This is a genomic window from Pseudomonas fluorescens (assembly GCF_012974785.1).
In the GTDB taxonomy this organism is placed as follows: domain Bacteria; phylum Pseudomonadota; class Gammaproteobacteria; order Pseudomonadales; family Pseudomonadaceae; genus Aquipseudomonas; species Aquipseudomonas fluorescens_BT.
Window position 1 is genome coordinate 6099775 of the sequence record NZ_CP027561.1, and the last position, 17065, is coordinate 6116839.

Genomic DNA, 17065 nt, shown 5'->3' on the forward strand with positions numbered 1-17065 from the left:
AGCGTGCATCCGTGCCTGCGCCAATGACTATAGACACTGCGTGATACACTGCCGGCCATTGTTTCCAGGACATATCCCATGCTCGCGCCCAAAGACTTCCTCGACGCCCTGAGCGGCACCGCCTCCCGCCTGTTCAGCGGCGACACGCCCTTGCCAAAAGCCGAAATCGAAAGCCAGTTCAAGATGCTGCTGCAGAGTGCCTTCAGCAAACTGGACCTGGTGAGCCGCGAAGAGTTTGACAGTCAGATGGTGGTGCTGGCGCGCACTCGCGCCCGGCTTGAGAGCCTTGAGGCGAAGGTGGCTGAGCTGGAAGCGAAGCTGACGCCCCCGGCTGAGTAACACCTCGTTTCTTTGTGAATGCGGTCCCTTGTGGGAGCGGGCTTGCCCGCGAATGAAGGTCGGAACGACCTTCCCGCCATTCAGGATTCGCTATCGACTCTCGGCAGAATCCTACAGCTTGCAACCCCGCCGTCCGATTGCGTCGTGAAGCCCTGATTCCTAAGCTCACCCAATGCTGAATGTTCAGCACTGGGTTTGGCGACCCGGCAACATTTGACGCAGCGCGATGATGTTCGAACGAGGGAAATACTCCCACCTCGAATTATGGCGGCTGTGCGTGGGAGACCTTCGGGTCTGCCGGTTTTCGAATGTCCCGGTTCGCCAATCCGCGCATAGCTGCCACCCTCTTTGTTTGGCGACGATCAGAGGCAGCTTTCTTCACCACATTCGAGAACCGAGTCATGGACGAAAGCTATTTAATTCCCAACGTCTTCATCCGCCACAAACTCCACCTTCACGCCCTTCTTATCCAGAACCAACCTTGGTTCTCCGCCCGCGACCTGGGCCGTCTGCTGCACATTTACCTCAACGAACGCATGCTGCGAAAACTCGACCCCGACCAATACCAAACCCGCAAAACCCTGATCCACAACCAGATCGAAAACACCCTCCTGATCAGCGAATCCGGCATCTACGCCCTCCTCGTCTATCACTACTGCCCCGAATACCGTGCCCTGCGCGAATGGCTCACCCATCAGGTCATCCCCACCCTGCGCGACGCCCAGCACCCCACCACAAGCGAACGCCCACAGCTAAGCCTTCTGAATTGGCCCGAGATGTCGTTGAGTTTGCTGCACTGGAATAACCAGCCGTGGATTCGGTTGCAGGATGTGCCGTTGATGGTGGTAGAACGGGAAAAGCTAAAGCGCCCAGAACCGGGCACTTGGTGGAAGAGGGCTTCGCGGATGCTGCAATCGCTATAGGCCCGCATGCCGGAGCTGGGCCCTGCGTAAATCGTAAGTCGACTGAAGACTCATCCAGAACTCAGGTGTGGTATTGAGGTGGATGGCCAGCCTGATTGCCAGATCGGCGCAGATCCTGAGCTGGCATTTCACAAGCTTCTCGATCTCGGTTTCAGGCCAGTTCGTGGGCATGGCCAAGTCCATGACAGGCATGCCCAACGGCTCCATGAACTCCTTATTCAGAACCTCGCCGGGATGAATCGAGCGCATACCATTGCGGTTCATTTTTCGCCTCCAGAGGCTGTATTGAGTGGTCAAACTGGAGCATCCGACTTTGCGATACAAGACCGTCGAGTCGCTTTCGCTGGCGTCCTACAACTATTAGGGCATGCCCCTACAAAAATCGGCGTCTACGCCTGGTTATGCAGTCCTTACACCTGTCATTACATTGGCAAACGAAAATGCACCCATCAGGATGGAGGTCTCTGTGAAGGATAAAAAGAGGAAGACAAAGCTACTTCTGATTGTTGAACTACACCTTGAAGCACTCCGACTGGCTGGAAATATGTCAGCCAATCAACGGAGGTTTATTGAAGTCGCCCTTACGTGCGGACCTGAGCTTGAGCCAAGCGGCTTGTTGGCGGGCAGAAAATCCTGAATCCGTCCAAACCAACGTCCTTCACTTACGTAAGTACCGTCCTACAAGGACTGTCCCCCATGCCTGATTACGTGAGTATCCCTGCCTTCGCTACCTTCTGCGGCCTGATCCAAACAGAACACAGACAATGCGAAGAAAAGGAAAAGGTACCGAGCTCCGTAATCAGACACTCAAATCTGAAGCCCGCAAACTTGCACACCGAACCGTATCTATGGACCCGGAAGCATTAGCGGCCGGGGTGGATGCAACATCACTCGGAATTGAGCCAATTACTCCTGTAGCAATCAATGCATACCACCAGTGGAGCGGGCCCGTGAGCTATCCATGGGATGACGTGCTGAAGTGGAAAACCAAAGACGCAAAGGGTCTGGACCTAGCTTTTTGGTACGAAGGAGAACTGTGCGGCTTGTGTTACGCAACTCCGCGCAAAAGCACGATCTGCATAAAAATCATCCTTTTGCAGGGACGAACTGGCAGAACCCACACCTTGCGAGGCTGGATCGCACCCATGGCGCTACTGACAACTGAATTCTACGCACGGAGACTGGGATGTACTGAAATCGAGGTCCAGGAACCTGACTCTGGCGCCATCCCTTACTACCAAAAACTTGGCTTTCATTTCGATACAACCGACCGCCTTGTCTTTCCACTGGACGACCAATAAGATCGATTCATTCCTCCAGACACGAGAGGTGTCTATGAAACAGAAGAAGCGGAAAAAACAGCCGTTACTTGCATCCAGGCTTCGTGTAGAAGCGCCCAGTTTGGCCGATACGATTTCTGCCAGTCAGCGGCACTTTTTGAAGGTCGCCGCGACCTATGGCAAAGAATTGGAGCCAGATGGCTGGCTCGCCGGTGGCGGAACCTGAATCCCGAATTAAAAGACCGCCTAGTTGGCGGTTTTTTTACGCCTGACGATTAATCATTTCGACTCCAGCAACATCCAGTGAAGGTTTGCCCAGGCAGCCGTCCCTCCAACACTCTCCTCCCCGACTACCCTTAAAAAACCCGCAGGAAGCGGCCCCCGATTCAACTCAAGGAACGACCATGTCCCTCGCCATCGTCCACAGTCGCGCCCAGATTGGCGTGGATGCCCCCGCTGTCACCGTTGAAGTTCACCTCGCCAATGGCTTGCCCTCGCTGACCATGGTCGGCCTGCCCGAAGCGGCGGTGAAGGAGAGCAAGGACAGGGTGCGCAGTGCGATCATCAATTCCGGGCTGCAGTTTCCGGCGCGGCGGATCACGTTGAATCTGGCGCCGGCGGATCTGCCCAAGGATGGCGGGCGGTTCGATCTGGCGATTGCACTGGGGATTCTGTCGGCGAGTGTGCAGGTGCCGACGTTGACGCTCGATGACGTGGAGTGTCTGGGTGAGCTGGCGTTATCCGGCGCAGTGCGGGCGGTGCGTGGGGTGTTGCCGGCGGCGCTGGCGGCGCGCAAGGCCGGGCGGACGCTGGTGGTGCCGCGAGCGAATGCCGAGGAGGCTTGTCTGGCCTCGGGACTGAGGGTGATCGCGGTGGATCATCTGCTGGAGGCCGTGGCGCATTTCAATGGGCATACACCGGTCGAGCCGTATGTCTCGGACGGGCTGATCCATGCCGCCAAACCCTATCCCGACTTGAATGAGGTACAAGGCCAACTGGCCGCCAAGCGGGCACTGCTGATTGCCGCCGCCGGTGCGCACAATCTGCTGTTCAGCGGGCCACCGGGGACGGGCAAGACGTTGCTGGCCAGTCGTTTGCCGGGCTTGCTGCCACCGCTGGCCGAGAGTGAAGCGCTGGAAGTGGCGGCGATTCAATCCGTCGCCAGCGGGGCGCCCCTGACTCACTGGCCGCAGCGCCCGTTCCGCCAACCGCATCACTCGGCCTCCGGGCCGGCGCTGGTCGGAGGCAGCTCAAAACCGCAACCCGGCGAAATCACCCTCGCCCACCACGGCGTATTGTTTCTTGATGAACTGCCCGAGTTTGACCGCAAGGTGCTGGAGGTTCTGCGCGAACCGCTGGAATCCGGCTGCATCGTCATCGCACGGGCCAAGGAACGGGTACGGTTTCCCGCACGATTCCAGCTGGTGGCAGCGATGAATCCCTGCCCTTGTGGATATCTTGGCGAGCCCAGCGGCAAGTGCTCGTGCACGCCGGACATGGTGCAGCGCTATCGCAACAAGTTATCGGGGCCGTTGCTCGATCGGATCGATTTGCACCTGACGGTGGCGAGGGAAGCGACAGCGTTGAACCCGGCGGTGAAACCGGGAGAGGACAGCGCCAGCGCAGCCACATTGGTCGCCGAGGCCCGCGAGCGTCAGCAAAGACGCCAGGGCTGTGCCAATGCGTTTCTCGATTTGCCGGGGCTGAAGAAGCACTGCAAGTTATCCACAGCCGATGAAACCTGGCTGGAGACGGCGTGCGAAAGACTGACCTTGTCGCTGCGCTCGGCGCACCGGCTGCTGAAGGTCGCACGGACGTTGGCGGATCTGGAGAAGCGTGCGGATATCAATCGGGAACATCTGGCCGAAGCGTTGCAGTATCGGCCACAGTAGAGTAGGGACACGAACGCGGATTGAATAATCGGAATTTAAATCAGCTTTGATTGACGTAGAAGATCGGAGAGCAATTTTGATTGGTACCGCTTGATCTCACTTCTGCTATCTTCAGTCCGAGTTGATTAGCTTCACCGCGACCCCAAGAATATTACGACGACTTCAGCAAAGGCGTTCATATGACTAAACCTTTCAAAATTGAATCGGCCGATATAAAGCAACTAAGCGACATTCAACTAACACAATTACTAAAGGAACTTCTGCACTCCGAGGCTTTTAAATTTGAACTTTCACAAAACAGCATAGAAGTTGCACTGAATATTATTACCGGAGATGGCGGAGAGGACGGCCGCATTAGTTGGAACAATGGCATATCTAAAACTGATTATATTCCAAACAGATTGACACTATTCCAGAATAAAGCTACTGAAATGGGACCGGCAGCTTATGGAAAAGAGCTTTTGACAGAAAAGGGAGATATTAAGAACCAGGTCGATACAGTATTGTCAAACAATGGGAGCTACGTCGTCTTCACTACTCAAGAGCTTAATAAAAAGCAAAAAAATGCTCGAATAAGTTCTTTACGCGAAACATTGAAAAACAAAAATAAAAAATATCATGACACATGCGAACTACTTATTTACGACGCAAGCGACATCGCAGGATGGGTTAACTGCTATATCACCACAGTTGTTGCGGTACAGCATTGGTCTGGGAGACCTGTAGAAAGAGGGTTAAAAACATTTGAATTATGGTCTCAGCACGAAGACTTTTCGGTTCTTCCTTTTTTCGACGCAAGTAGTCGAACTGCAATAGTTGAGAGTCTAAGAAACGAACTCCCCAATCCAAAATCCTGTCTAAGAATTATGGGGCTTTCCGGGCTTGGTAAAACTCGAACCGCCTTTGAGGTTTTCGCTGGAAACTCTTCTCTTCAAAACTTAGTAGTTTATGTAGATGCAAATCACGCACCTCAGATTGACGCACTTGTTGCAGACTGGGTTAGCTTAGGATTTAGGGCAATCCTAGTTATTGACAATTGCGAATACAGACTACATGAGCGATTAGTAAAAGAAGTGCGACGAGAGAAAAGTCATATTAGCCTGTTAACACTTGACTACAACTTCGACTCAGTCTCATCTCCAACCATATCCTATAAATTACAGCAAATGAGCGACGAAGAGCTCGTCGACATGCTAAACCCAGTTTACAGAAACAAACTTACCGACCTGCAAAGAGTTTCAGATTTCGCACAAGGCTTCCCCCAAATGGCGGTTCTCTTAGCTGAAGCCAGACTAAATGAAAACCCAAAGTTAGGGGAACTTAGTGAAGACGAGCTAGCCAATAAACTATTATGGGCTCGAGATGAACATGAAAACATTGACTACCTAAAAACTTTGCAAGCCTGCTCCCTTTTTGATGCTTTTGGAGTAGAGGAGGACGTAGAATATCAGCTTGAGTATATAGCACAGTTAACAAGTTTAGAAATTGACAAAGTTTACGAATGCATCCAACGCTTCACTAGCAGGGGATTGATTGACAGACGGGGCCGATTTGGTCAAGTAGTTCCAAAACCATTAGCAATTCGTTTAGCGGGCCAATGGTGGACTAACACTAGAGAAAAGAAACAGAGAGAGCTTATTGATGGTTTACCACAAGGCATGGTTGATAGATTTTGCCTTCAGATTGAAAAATTAGACTTCCATACAAACGTTAAACTTTTGACCGAAGCTCTATGTGGGCCAAAAGGCCCTTTTGGCCAAGCGGAGGTGATCTTATCTGAACGGGGCTCAAGACTCTTCCGCGCTTTTGTGAACGTGAACTCCGACGATACCACTTCCGCGCTCTACAACACTTTAACAAATCTAACACATTCAGATTTAATGTCTATTCAAGGAGACACTCGGAGAAACTTAGTATGGGCACTGGAAAAACTATGTTTTCACTCGGAAGTATTTGAAGAGGCGGCATGGTGTCTACTGCTCTTAGCTGCAAACGAAAACGAAACATGGAGTAATAATGCAACGGGAACATTTACTCAGCTTTTCAGAATTGATTTATCAGGAACCTCGGCCCCTCCAAGCTCTCGCTTTTCGGTATTAACTAGAGCCTTACAAAAAAAATCCCCAACAATTGATCTTGTTTTAATTAAATCTTTAGAGCAAGCGATAAGCTTGTACGGCGGCCATAGAACCATCGGTGCTGAGTACCAAGGTACAAAAGCACCGCTTCAAGAGTGGCGACCGACAATATGGCAGGAAGTCTTCGACTATTGGCAGGAGTCTATCGATTTGCTCTTGATTTTGATGACTAGAGGTGCGTCTCAGAAAGAAGCCGTTCTGAATGCGATAGGTTACTCCATTCGTGGATTTGTAAGCAAAGGGCGCATTGCAATGCTCGACGGTGCAATAAACAAAATAATTAAAATTAACGGAAAATACTGGCCTTCCGCCGCCGAAAGCATAAAGAACGCATATAATTTCGATATAGAAAGCTTAAACTCAGAAGCTCGCGCAGCATTAGATCATTGGTCTGATCTTTTAAACCCAGAAGATTCCGACTTGCCCAGCAAGCTAAAAATCCTAGTAACAAATCCTCCATGGGAGCATAAAAAAAATGAACATGGAGGCTATGATGATATAGCCGCAAAAAAAGCCGAGAATCTAGCAAAAAATATTAGCACTAGAACCACCGAATTATTACCTCATGTAGATTTGCTTTTAGATGGCCAGCAAAAACAAGCCTATATTTTCGGCAGAACATTATCTATTGAAAGCAATAGCACGATCAAACTAATTGAAGAGAGTTTGACTCGCATAGCAACCAAACAAGCACCAAACTTATTGTTCATTCTTGGTTTGTTTAATGGCGTCTTTGAAAAAGATCCAGCCTCGTGGGAACACCTAATCGAAACACTAGCCAACAACAAAAATCTAAAAAGATACTATCCAGAATTTATTCGAACCGGAGAAATAAAACAACACCATCTTCAAAAACTAATAAATTTAATAAGAAGCAGAGAAATTGACGGCAATACCGCCAACACCCTTAGCTATGGAAGTGTAACAGACAACGTCTGCGACAAGGATATATCTAATTTCTGCCTACAACTGTCCGAAATTGGGAGTCAAGAAGCATGGGTTGCACTTAACATCGTTTATATGCATTGTTTTAGCAATCCTGACCGTAAGGCCAACCTCAGAAGCACTATTAAGACCCTAGTCACTAGAGTCCCACTTAGTAAAAAAGACAAAAATTTATTTAAAGACATGCATCACTGGCAAGACCTATCGAATGAAATATTGAAAGTTAGAGATGAGCAGTTTGCAGTTGAAATAGCCAATCAATTAATTTTTGCTTGTAAAGATGGGTACGATCACAATGACATCTGGACGTACACAAAGCCACTGCTTACCGAAATAATGAAAAAGTACGGAGAAGTAATATGGCCGATATTCTCCCAAGCCATTCTCAAATCACAGGGCATGGAACTCTATTGGCTCCAGCAACTCCTCGATCGCGAAAACAGCGTTAGCACGCAGCTACCAAGTGTACTATCAGCGCTGCCCGTCAAAGCAGTTATTGATTGGTGCCTAGCAAATCCAGATACTGCTCCAATTTTCGTAGCCAGCTGCATAGACGTGATTGAAAACATAGAAGATGGACGCCAACCTTCGAAATTATTCATATCTTTACTGGAAACTTTCGGCGACAAAAATAAAGTAATAAATACATTAAGAGCAAATTTAGCCTCTCGTGGGTGGACAGGATCTCTAGTCCCTTATTTAGAGGCAGACAAACAAGCCATCGCAACATTGACTACTAAAAAGAACAACAACGTTCGAAGATGGGCAAAAAACTACATCTCAGTTCTAGACCAGCAAATCACAAACGAAACCTTGCGAGACGAAGAGCAGGATTTAGGAATTTTTTAAGTAAAAACAAAAAACCTCCTTCGCAAAACAATCACGAAGGAGGTTACTGTTGCCACATCAACGGAAGCGGTCGACTTCCTGGCGCAGGTCGGCTGCCAGGCCTTCCAGCTCCTTGGCGGTGATCGCCAGGTTCGACACCACTTCGCGCTGTTCGCTGTTGGCCATCGCAATGCTCTGCAGATTGCTGCTCAACAACGTCGCGGTGCTGCTCTGTTCCTGGGTCGCAGTGGTGATTGCCGCAAACTGCTGCCCGGCCGAACGACTCTGCTCATCGATCCGCGCCAGCGCCGACGCCACGTTGGCGTTACGCGACAGGCCTTCCTGCATCAGCAGGTTGCCCTGCTCCATGGTGCTGATGGCGTTGCCGGTTTCCTGCTGAATGCTGTGAATCATGCTGGAAATTTCATCCGTCGCCTGACGGGTACGCGAAGCCAGGCTGCGCACCTCGTCGGCCACCACAGCAAAGCCGCGACCTTGCTCGCCGGCACGGGCCGCCTCGATGGCAGCGTTGAGTGCCAGCAGGTTGGTCTGTTCGGCAATCGAGGTGATCACGCTGACGATGCCGCCGATTTCCTGGGAGCGCTGACCCAGGGTGTTGATCACGGTCGCCGTGGTGTTCAGCGCACCGGCAATCTGCTCCAGCGAGGACGACGCTTCTTCCATCGAGCTGCGACCGATCTGGGTCTGCTGGGCATTTTCCTGGGCCAGACGCTGGGTGTTGCCCATGTTGTCGGCAATGTTCAGCGAGGTGGCGGAGAACTCTTCCACCGCGCCGGCCATGCTGGTGATTTCGCCCGACTGCTGCTCCATGCCTTCGTAAGCGCCACCGGACAAACCGGACAGCGCCTGGGCACGGCTGTTGACCTCTTCCGAGGCGCGGCGGATGTGCTCGACCATGGTCGACAGCGCCTGGCTCATCTGATTGAAGGCGCGGGCCAGTTGGCCGATTTCATCGTTGCTCGACACGTTCAGACGCACGCTCAGATCACCGGCACCCAAGGCTTCAGCCTGACGCACCAGATCGCCCAGCGGCGCCAGTTTGCTGCGCAACAACCAGACTACGGAGCCGACTGCCAGCAGCATCGCCAGCAGGCTGCCGATGGCCAGCTGAGTGCCGACGCTCCAGGTCACCGCGCGGATCTCGGCTTTCGGCATGCTCGCCACCACCGACCACGGGCCGCCTTCGAACGGCACGGCGATGCTGTAGAAGTCTTCGGACTTGTCGCTCCAGAAGCGGCCTTTACCCGGTGGTTTCGCCAGACCGTTGATCACCGGGACCGCTTGATCCAGCGCCTGTACGCCGGCCGGCGCCACCAGCCACTGGTTCTTTTCGTCCAGCAGCGCCAGCGAGCCGGTCTGGCCGATGCGGAAGCGCTTGAGGTTGTCGAACTGGGCGTTCTGCGCGTCGGTGTAATCGAAACCGACGAACAACACCGCGATCACCTTGCCGCTGCTGTCGCGCACCGGGGTGTACTGAGTCATGTAGGAACGATCAAACAGCAGCGCGCGACCGACGTAGCCCTGCCCCGCCATCAACTTTGCGTAGGCCGGGTGAGCGTGATCAAGCAAGGTGCCGATGGCGCGGCTGCCGTCCTGCTTGGTCAGCGAGGTGCTGACCCGCACGAAGTCTTCGCCGCTGCGCACAAACAGCGTGGCAACGCCCGCCGTCATCTGCTTGAATTCGTCGACTTCCTTGAAGTTGTTGTTCAACACTTCGCTACCCAGGTGCAGGCCCGGGGTCTGGGTGCCCGCCACGCTGACCGGCTCGTCCGGGTGAATGCTCAGGCCCGCGCTGAAGCGCTTCTCGAACAGCCCGCTGAGGCGCTGGGTGCTTTCACGCAGCGTGCCGTGGAAGGTACTCAACTGGTCGGCGAGCAGGCGGGCTTCGCTGGCCAGGTGTTCTTCACGGGTGGCGAGGTTGGCGGTATCCAGCGAACGCAGGGCGAACACCGTACTGCCGCTGATGACTATCGCCAGTATCACGGCGAGCGCGAGGCCCAGCTGCGAGGCGATCCGAGCGCGAGGTTGAGACATGGACAGCTCCTGGCCGAGTCTGCGGATCCTCCCTGATCGCGGCTCGGAAAATTCTAATAATGGGGGTGATGCGTGGAACCGGCACGACGGTTCCACTTGGACATATTCGGCGGTAAACGCGAATACTTGAGCGCACAGCAGGGGTATGGCCCCGGGCCTGCATTGTGGCGGCTCGAACGTTTCAGCTCAAGCGCGCGACCTGCGGCAGCACCATGGCGTGGACTTCGCCTTGCAGGAAGTCGCTGAGTCGGCGCAAACGTTCACCTCCCGGACGGGTCTTTGGCCACACCAGGTAATAATTCAGTCCGCTGGCAACGGCCGTTGGCCACGGCAGACTCAGGCGCCCTTGCGCGACATCCTCGGCCACCATCAGCAGATCGCCCATGGAAACCCCATAGCCACGGGCGGCCGCAATCATCCCGAGTTCCAGGGTATCGAACACCTGCCCGCCCTTGAGCGACACCTGATCGGACAACCCCATGTGCTCCAGCCAGCTGCGCCAGTCGCGACGATCCGGGGTCGGGTGCAGCAATTCGGTGGCGGCCAGTCGCGCCACATCCCAGGGCTGGTCATTGAGCAGGTTGGGCGCCCCGACCGGGATCAGTTCTTCCGGGAACAACAAACTGGCCTCCCAGTCCGGCGGAAAATGCCCGTCGCTCAACAGCACCGCGCAATCGAAAGGCTCGTTGTTGAAGTCCACCGAGTCCACGTCCATCCAGGCACTGGTCAGCTGCACCTCGTTACCCGGCTGCAAATGGCGGAAGCGACTGAGCCGCGCCAGCAGCCAGCGCATGGTCAGGGTCGATGGGGCTTTCATGCGCAGGATGTCATCTTCGGCACGCAACGTATTGCAGGCTCGCTCAAGCGCCGCAAAACCTTCACGGATGCCGGGCAACAGCAGGCGCGCCGATTCGGTCAGTTGCAGATTGCGTCCGCTGCGATGGAACAGCCGGCAGGCGAAGTGCTCTTCGAGCGTGCGGATATGCCGGCTGACCGCACTCTGCGTAATCGAAAGCTCTTCGGCTGCGCGGGTGAACGAGCTGTGGCGTGCCGCCGCTTCGAATGCGCGCAGGGCATACAAGGGTGGAAGACGACGGGACATGCACAGCACTCCAATGGCGGGATTGCGCCAACTTAGCAGAATCGCGGCAGGATGAGTTTTAATCATGCCACCCATCCTTTTTATCCCTTTGTGCAACCTGCGCCAAACCCTGAGAATCGACTGTCTCTTGCTCCCTCTTTTATAAGGATGTGAACACCATGCAGCGTCCTGTGCATAACGAACTCTGGGCCATCCTGCGGCTGGCGGGGCCGTTGATCGCCTCGCAGTTGGCGCACATGCTGATGGTGCTGACCGACACCCTGATGATGGCGCGCCTCAGTCCCGAAGCACTGGCCGGCGGCGGTCTGGGCGCGGCGAGCTATTCATTCGTGTCGATCTTCTGCATTGGTGTGATCGCGGCGGTCGGCACCCTGGTGGCAATCCGTCAGGGCGCCGGCGACATTCTCGGCGCCGCCAAGCTGACCCAGGCCGGACTGTGGCTGGCGTGGCTGATGGCGCTGGGCGCCGGGCTGCTGCTGTGGAATCTGAAACCGGTGCTGTTGCTGTTCGGCCAGACCGAGACCAACGTCAACGCCGCCGGGCAATTTCTGATCGCCCTGCCGTTCGCCCTGCCCGGCTACCTGAGCTTCATGGCCCTGCGCGGTTTCACCAGTGCCATCGGCCGCGCAACGCCGGTGATGGTCATCAGTCTCGCCGGCACCGTGGCCAATTTCCTGCTCAATTACGCGTTGATCACCGGCATGTTCGGCCTGCCGAAACTGGGGCTGACGGGGATCGGACTGGTTACGGCGATTGTTGCCAACTGCATGGCGCTGGGGTTGGCGTGGCATATCCGACGGCATCCGGCCTATGACGCTTACCCGCTGCGCCAGGGCCTGTCGCGGCCGAACCGCCAGTACCTGAAAGAACTCTGGCGCCTGGGCCTGCCGATTGGCGGCACCTACGCGGTGGAAGTCGGCCTGTTCGCCTTCGCGGCGCTGTGCATGGGCACCATGGGCAGCACCCAACTGGCGGCGCACCAGATCGCTCTGCAAATCGTCTCGGTGGCGTTCATGGTTCCGGCGGGGATGTCGTATGCGATCACCATGCGCGTCGGCCAGCATTACGGCGCCGGGCAATTGAGCGATGCGCGGATGTCCGGGCGCGTCGGCATCGTCTTTGGTGCAGTGGTGATGCTGGGGTTCGCGATGGTGTTCTGGCTGCTGCCGAATCAGCTGGTCGGCTTGTTCCTCGACCATAACGACCCGGCGTTCGCCGAGGTCATCCGCCTGGCGGTGAGCCTGCTGGCTGTCGCGGCGTGGTTCGAGCTGTTCGACGGCACCCAGACGATTGCCATGGGCTGCATCCGCGGACTCAAGGATGCCAAGACCACTTTCCTGGTCGGCCTCGGTTGCTACTGGCTGATCGGCGCGCCGGCAGCATGGCTGATGGCGTTTCATCTGCACTGGGGGCCGACCGGCGTCTGGTGGGGTCTGGCGCTGGGGCTGGCCTGCGCGGCGGTGAGCCTGACGCTGGCGTTCGAATGGAAGATGAAGCGGATGATTCGACTGGAACCGCAATCTCAAGGCTTCAAAATCGCTCAGCCCGAGTGAGTTTCCCTGCGGGAGCACGCTCGCTCCCACAGAGATTTGAAGCTAAACCACGATCCCCAGCGGAGGCTGGCTGGCGTCAGCAATCAGATAGTCAACCAGTTCCGCCAGTGGCAACGGCTTGCTGATCAGGTAACCCTGCACCTGATCGCAGCCGAACCCGCGCAACAGATCCAGTTGCTCCCGGGTTTCCACCCCTTCGGCCACCACCTCCAGGTGCAGGTTGTGGGCAAGGTTGATCATCGCGTGCACCAGTTTGCGGTTCTCTTCGCGCTGTTCCATGCCGCCAACGAAGCTCTTGTCGATCTTCAGCAAGGTGATCGGCAGGCTGTTGAGGTGCACGAACGACGAGAACCCGGTGCCGAAATCATCCAGCGAAAAACGCACACCGAGGCGACCGAGGGCGTCCATGGTTTGCTTGACCAGATCGCTGCGACGCATCACGGCGGTTTCGGTGAGTTCGAATTCCAGCCATTGCGCCTCAACCCCGCGCTCCGCAATCAAACGGCTGAGGGTCGGCAGCAACTGGCTGTCCTGGAACTGGCGGAACGACAGGTTGATCGCCATGTGCAGCGCCGGCAATCCGCGTTCGCGCAAGGCCTGCATGTCGCGCAGGGCCCGGGAAATGACCCAGTAACCCAGTGGCACGATCAGACCGCTCTGCTCGGCCAGCGGCACGAATTCGCTCGGCGGCAGCAGACCGCGTTCACTGTGACGCCAGCGCACCAGCGCCTCGAGGCCGACGATCTGGCCGTCCTGCAGGTTCAGGCGCGGCTGGTAATGCAGCTCCAGTTCGTCGCGGCGCAGCGCCCGGCGCAACTCACTTTCGAGGTCGGCAATGCTCCGGGCGTTGCGGTTGATCCGTTCGTTGAAGATGTGAAAGGTGCAGCCTTGAGTGCTCTTGGCCTGCTGCATGGCAATGTGCGCGTGCCACATCAATGGATCGGCCCCCCCCTGCGCACGGGCATGGGCGATGCCCAGACTGGAACCGATCAACAGGCTTTCACCGTCGATCCAGTAAGGCTCGGCCAAGGCTTCGGTAATACGCTCAGCCATCCATTCGGCCCGTTGCGGGGCGCGACGGGTGTCGATCAGCAGGGCGAATTCATCGCTGCCCAGACGCGCCAGTTGATCGCCGGCCTCCAGCTGACTTTTCAGCCGGGCGACCACTTGCAGGATCAAGCGGTCGCCGGCCTGGTGGCCGAGGGCATCGTTGGCGTAGCGGAAGTTATCGAGATCGAGATGGCCGAGGGCCAGGCCACGGCCGTCATTTTCGGCAAGGCGCGCCGCCAGCAAGGTCTGAAAGCCCTGGCGGTTGGCGATACCGGTCAGCGGATCCTGCTCCGCCAGACGTTGCAGGGTGTTTTCCAGCACGCCGCGTTCGCGCACATGGCGCAGGCAACGCCGCAGCATGCCGGCATCGAGGGCATCGAACACCAGCCAGTCGCTGACGCCGTCGGGCGCGGTCGCCGGTTCGTGCTCCAGCAGCAACACCGTCGGCAGGTTGCACCGGCCGGGCGCCGGCTGCAACGCGGGAACGGTCAACAGCACCGCATGGCGGTTGTCTTCGAACAGAGTGCTGACCGACTCCCAGCTTGGCGCGCTGATCAGCACCGCTGCGCTCCCCATCGGAGCCAGACACTCGCGCAATAACGCTGTCCACGCTGGCTCTTCGGCCAGTAGCAGCAAACGCAAGGGTTCGACAGGCGTAGACAAGCTGACTCCCTAGACTCTGCAATGATGTGGGCGGCGGGCATTATGCCGTTGCGAAGAACAATGACCAATGACAACGGTTATCAAAACGTTATTTTGTGTCACGAATGAGTACATTAGCCGCAAAATCACCGCGCATCCTGCGTGAAAGTAACAAAACCGGCAAATTTGAATCGCGTGGTACGTCACAAGTCGGAGAGAGCAGCACAAATCGCTGAGCCTGTTAAAATGCCGGCCCATTTCGTCAACGACTCCCGAATTTTCGTATGTCCCGACTCAATCCCCGGCAGCAAGAAGCCGTGAACTACGTCGGCGGCCCTCTATTGGTGCTCGCCGGTGCCGGCTCCGGCAAGACCAGCGTGATCACCCGCAAGATCGCGCACCTGATCCAGAACTGTGGCATTCGCGCCCAGTACATCGTCGCCATGACCTTCACCAACAAGGCCGCGCGCGAGATGAAGGAACGGGTCGGCACCCTGCTGCGTCCAGGTGAAGGTCGCGGCCTGACCGTTTGCACCTTCCACAACCTGGGCCTGAACATCATCCGCAAGGAACATGAACGGCTGGGCTACAAACCCGGTTTCTCGATCTTCGATGAGACCGACGTCAAGTCGCTGATGACTGACATCATGCAGAAGGAATACGCAGGCGACGACGGCGTCGACGAGATCAAGAACATGATCGGCGCCTGGAAAAACGACCTGATCCTGCCGGCCCAGGCCCTGGAAAACGCCCGCAACCCCAAGGAACAGACCGCCGCCATCGTCTACACCCACTACCAGCGCACGCTCAAGGCGTTCAACGCGGTGGACTTCGACGACCTGATCCTGCTGCCGGTAAAACTCTTCGAAGAGCACGCCGACATCCTCGAAAAGTGGCAGAACAAGGTGCGTTACCTGCTGGTCGACGAATACCAGGACACCAACGCCAGCCAGTACCTGCTGGTGAAAATGCTCATTGGCAAGCGCAACCAGTTCACCGTGGTAGGCGACGACGACCAGTCGATCTACGCCTGGCGCGGCGCGCGGCCGGAAAACCTGATGCTGCTCAAGGACGACTATCCGTCCCTGAAAGTGGTGATGCTGGAGCAGAACTACCGCTCCACCAGCCGCATCCTGCGTTGCGCCAACGTGCTGATCTCGAACAACCCGCACGAATTCGAAAAGCAGCTGTGGAGTGAGATGGGCCACGGCGACGAGATCCGCGTGATCCGCTGCCGCAACGAGGACGCCGAAGCCGAGCGCGTGGCCATGGAAATCCTCAGCCTGCACTTGCGCACCGACCGCCCGTACAGCGATTTCGCGATCCTCTATCGCGGTAACTACCAGGCCAAGCTGATCGAGCTGAAACTGCAGCACCACCAGGTGCCGTACCGTTTGAGCGGCGGCAACAGCTTCTTCGGCCGCCAGGAAGTGAAAGACCTGATGGCCTACTTCCGCCTGATCGTGAACCCGGACGACGACAACGCCTTCCTGCGGGTGATCAACGTACCGCGCCGGGAAATCGGCTCGACGACCCTGGAAAAACTCGGCAACTACGCCACCGAACGCAAGATTTCGATGTACGCCGCCACCGACGAACTCGGCCTGGGCGAGCATCTGGACAGCCGCTTCACCGATCGTCTGTCGCGCTTCAAGCGCTTCATGGACAAGGTGCGCGAGCAATGCGCCGGCGAAGACCCGATCTCGGCCCTGCGCAGCATGGTCATGGACATCGACTACGAGAACTGGCTGCGCACCAACAGTTCCAGCGACAAGGCCGCGGACTACCGGATGAGCAACGTCTGGTTCCTGATCGAAGCCTTGAAGAACACCCTGGAAAAAGACGAAGACGGCGAAATGACCGTCGAGGACGCCATCGGCAAACTGGTCCTGCGTGACATGCTGGAACGTCAACAGGAAGAAGAGGACGGCGCCGAAGGCGTGCAGATGATGACCTTGCATGCGTCCAAGGGACTGGAATTCCCTTACGTGTTCATCATGGGCATGGAAGAGGAAATCCTCCCGCACCGCTCCAGCATCGAAGCCGACACCATCGAAGAAGAACGCCGCCTGGCCTACGTGGGCATTACCCGCGCGCGCCAGACCCTCGCGTTCACCTTCGCCGCCAAGCGCAAACAATACGGCGAGATCATCGACTGCGCGCCCAGCCGCTTCCTCGATGAGCTGCCGCCGGACGACCTGGCCTGGGAAGGCAACGACGACACACCGACCGAAGTCAAAGCCGTGCGGGGCAACAGCGCACTGGCTGATATACGCGCGATGTTAAAGCGCTAGAATTGACCACTTTTTTACTAGACC

Annotated in this window: 12 protein-coding genes; 8 read left to right on the forward strand and 4 right to left on the reverse strand. The window is 56.2% G+C overall.

Going from position 1 to position 17065, the window contains the following annotated elements:
- The first annotated feature begins 78 nt into the window (after positions 1–78).
- Positions 79–339 (forward strand): accessory factor UbiK family protein, encoded by a 261-nt coding sequence (locus C6Y56_RS27920; protein ID WP_011336527.1) that lies wholly within the window; start codon positions 79–81, stop codon positions 337–339.
- A gap of 401 nt (positions 340–740) precedes the next feature.
- Entirely contained in the window at positions 741–1262 is a 522-nt protein-coding gene (locus C6Y56_RS27925) for a BRO-N domain-containing protein (protein WP_169432436.1), read from the forward strand.
- Here the strand turns inward: C6Y56_RS27925 and C6Y56_RS27930 are convergent.
- Positions 1257–1526: a HigA family addiction module antitoxin gene (locus C6Y56_RS27930; RefSeq protein ID WP_169432437.1), complete on the reverse strand. Its 270-nt coding sequence runs from the start codon at positions 1524–1526 to the stop codon at positions 1257–1259. The two genes, C6Y56_RS27925 and C6Y56_RS27930, sit on opposite strands and share 6 nt — an antisense overlap.
- Before the next feature lie 584 nt (positions 1527–2110).
- Here C6Y56_RS27930 and C6Y56_RS27935 point away from each other — a divergent pair.
- From C6Y56_RS27935 to C6Y56_RS27950, 4 genes are all read left to right on the forward strand, one after another.
- Positions 2111–2563, forward strand: a complete 453-nt coding sequence (locus tag C6Y56_RS27935) for a GNAT family N-acetyltransferase (protein WP_371915525.1) — start codon at positions 2111–2113, stop codon at positions 2561–2563.
- 34 nt (positions 2564–2597) lie between these two features.
- Positions 2598–2768 carry a hypothetical protein gene (locus C6Y56_RS27940; RefSeq protein ID WP_169432438.1) on the forward strand — a complete coding sequence of 57 codons (171 nt, stop codon included), beginning with the start codon at positions 2598–2600 and terminating at the stop codon, positions 2766–2768.
- Between the two features lie 178 nt (positions 2769–2946).
- A complete protein-coding gene (locus C6Y56_RS27945) occupies positions 2947–4434 on the forward strand; it encodes a YifB family Mg chelatase-like AAA ATPase (RefSeq protein WP_169432439.1) in 1488 nt (495 codons plus the stop codon).
- 179 nt (positions 4435–4613) lie between these two features.
- Positions 4614–8366: a hypothetical protein gene (locus C6Y56_RS27950; protein WP_169432440.1), complete on the forward strand. Its 3753-nt coding sequence runs from the start codon at positions 4614–4616 to the stop codon at positions 8364–8366.
- A 57-nt stretch (positions 8367–8423) separates the two neighbouring features.
- Here the strand turns inward: C6Y56_RS27950 and C6Y56_RS27955 are convergent, their stop codons facing one another.
- Together C6Y56_RS27955 and C6Y56_RS27960 are read right to left on the reverse strand one after the other, a co-directional pair.
- Positions 8424–10400, reverse strand: coding sequence for a methyl-accepting chemotaxis protein (locus tag C6Y56_RS27955; protein WP_169432441.1), 1977 nt, complete (start codon positions 10398–10400; stop codon positions 8424–8426).
- Positions 10401–10581: 181 nt separating this feature from the next.
- Positions 10582–11502, reverse strand: coding sequence for a LysR substrate-binding domain-containing protein (locus C6Y56_RS27960; protein ID WP_169432442.1), 921 nt, complete (start codon positions 11500–11502; stop codon positions 10582–10584).
- A gap of 158 nt (positions 11503–11660) precedes the next feature.
- On the opposite strand from C6Y56_RS27960, the gene C6Y56_RS27965 reads away from it, so the two are divergent.
- Positions 11661–13055: a NorM family multidrug efflux MATE transporter gene (locus C6Y56_RS27965; RefSeq protein WP_169432443.1), complete on the forward strand. Its 1395-nt coding sequence runs from the start codon at positions 11661–11663 to the stop codon at positions 13053–13055.
- 42 nt (positions 13056–13097) lie between these two features.
- Here the strand turns inward: C6Y56_RS27965 and C6Y56_RS27970 are convergent, their stop codons facing one another.
- Entirely contained in the window at positions 13098–14768 is a 1671-nt protein-coding gene (locus C6Y56_RS27970; protein WP_169432444.1) for a putative bifunctional diguanylate cyclase/phosphodiesterase, read from the reverse strand.
- A 263-nt stretch (positions 14769–15031) separates the two neighbouring features.
- Between C6Y56_RS27970 and rep the strand changes: the two genes are divergently transcribed.
- Positions 15032–17041 (forward strand): DNA helicase Rep, encoded by a 2010-nt coding sequence (rep, locus tag C6Y56_RS27975; RefSeq protein ID WP_039765244.1) that lies wholly within the window; start codon positions 15032–15034, stop codon positions 17039–17041.
- Positions 17042–17065: the final 24 nt, after the last annotated feature.